The organism is Candidatus Symbiothrix dinenymphae (assembly GCF_001431085.1).
Window position 1 is genome coordinate 1 of record NZ_BBRU01000005.1, and the last position, 1,796, is coordinate 1,796.

At 45.2% G+C, this 1,796-nt stretch carries 3 protein-coding genes and 1 tRNA gene; 1 reads left to right on the forward strand and 3 read right to left on the reverse strand.

Annotated features, from left to right (window positions below; genetic code table 11):
* Positions 1–810 (reverse strand): 3-dehydroquinate synthase (locus ASC50_RS06570; protein WP_102134476.1); only part of this gene is annotated, 810 nt, incomplete at its 3' end.
* Between the two features lie 96 nt (positions 811–906).
* Here ASC50_RS06570 and ASC50_RS00240 point away from each other — a divergent pair.
* Positions 907–990 (forward strand) — tRNA-Leu (locus ASC50_RS00240).
* A 168-nt stretch (positions 991–1,158) separates the two neighbouring features.
* Here ASC50_RS00240 and ASC50_RS00245 read toward each other — a convergent pair.
* Together ASC50_RS00245 and ASC50_RS00250 are read right to left on the reverse strand one after the other, a co-directional pair.
* The gene (locus tag ASC50_RS00245; protein ID WP_055431536.1) at positions 1,159–1,560 is read right to left on the reverse strand and encodes a HEPN domain-containing protein; all 402 of its coding nucleotides are present in this window, start codon (positions 1,558–1,560) and stop codon (positions 1,159–1,161) included.
* Positions 1,557–1,796, reverse strand: a 240-nt coding sequence (locus ASC50_RS00250) for a nucleotidyltransferase domain-containing protein (protein ID WP_056928540.1), incomplete at its 5' end; no start/stop codon positions are given. The genes ASC50_RS00245 and ASC50_RS00250, both read right to left, overlap by 4 nt.

Below are 1,796 nucleotides of genomic sequence, written 5' to 3' on the forward strand. Positions count from 1 at the left end.
CCGCACGAACGACAAATAAAGTTCGCAAACCAAGCCGTAACCCACCGCGTAGCCATGCAAAATCGGTTTTTTGCGTTGGTAAGAGAGGCTCTCAAATGCGTGCCCAAAAGTGTGCCCAAGGTTCAGAGCCTTGCGAATGCCCTGCTCCTTGGGGTCGTCCTGCACGATGCGCTCTTTCACCAGCACCGACTCAAACAGCAGGTCGTTCAACTGCGCATAATCCACCCTGTCAAAATCAAAACGCAACAGTTTGTATAATTCCGCCGCCGATGACAGCAACCCATGTTTCAGCATCTCAGCATACCCCGACAGCAAATTTTGATGGTCAAGCGTCCGGAAAAATGCTGCATCAATAAACACCGCCTCAGCAGGCGCAAACGCCCCAATCTCATTCTTCAGCCCATTGAAATTGACGCCGGTTTTCCCTCCAACAGCCGCATCCACAGCCCCCAGCAGCGTAGTTGGGATATTGACAAACGGGATGCCGCGTTTGAACGAGGCGGCGGCGAAGCCGCCGAGGTCAGTCACCATCCCGCCTCCGAGATTGATTAGCAGTGATTTGCGCGTTGCAGCATTGGCAGACAAAAATTGCCAAACCTCAGAAAGCGTTTCCACATTCTTATGCTCATCGCCCGCCGGAATGACGATTTTCTTCGCGTTTGCCAATTCAGGGACGGATTGGATGCGGGGGAAGCAAAATTTGTCCGAGTTTTCGTCGGTCAGCAGAAAAATGCCATCCTGTTTGAATTGCTTCAAAAAGAGAGCTAATTCGTGCTCTACATGTGTGCAGCGGATGATTTGTTGTGCCATAGTGGACAATTTCAAATAAAATAATGCACAAAAGTAATAAATTTTTGCGAAAAAGTTTGTCAAATCAAAAAAAAAACTTACCTTTGCGCCCGCAATGCCCAGATGGCGGAATTGGTAGACGCGCTGGTCTCAAACACCAGTGGATTCACTTCCATGCCGGTTCGACCCCGGCTCTGGGTACTTTCTGAAACGCTGACGTGCTGATAGATAGCAGGTTGGCGTTTTTGATTTCTCAAAATTCACCGCGCCTGTGAGCCGAACAAAATCAATTTGTCGTTTGGCATTATCTGCCGTTTCAATGCCTGAATTTCTTTAAATATCTGCTGATTCATAGCGTCTAATCTATTTTTATTCTTTTTGCATAATCAACTGTTCGAGAAAACAAATGTACTCTTCCGCCGGGGCAATCAATGGTTGCACATCTGCCTCTTCAATTATCCTCCAATCACCATAGTCACTTGTTTGACGAAGTTCAAAAAGATTAGCGTAAAACTTTCCAAACTCTTTGCTGATAATCCCTGTTTGAACAAAATGTAACCCTATCTGGTTGATAACGCCCGAATGAGTATGTGCCACATTTCCTTTTTTAATGAGCAAAGCACTTGATACATAATAACAAGCATAATACAAACGATTGGCGGCTGTCCTCCAATAGCCTAATTTAAGAATTTCTTTTACTTCAAGCAGAGTTTCTTTAGCCCTTTGCAAGCGAATACTGATTATCGTGTTTCTTTCTTCTTCTGTCATCATACTATTTCTATTCCATCATGTTCAACATTCTTGTAAAAAGGAAAAGCTTTCCCGTTTTCCCATTCCGCGGTTGTATAAATCTTGGTACTTAGATACACCCCATAATTCCACCCTAAATCTGTGAAAGGGTAACCATAAATGTCATAATCTTTCACTTCACGTTTAGGCTTATCCAAAAGCACGAGCAAATCCCAATCCGATTCCGGACGCTCATCGCCGCGTGCCTGTGAGCCGAA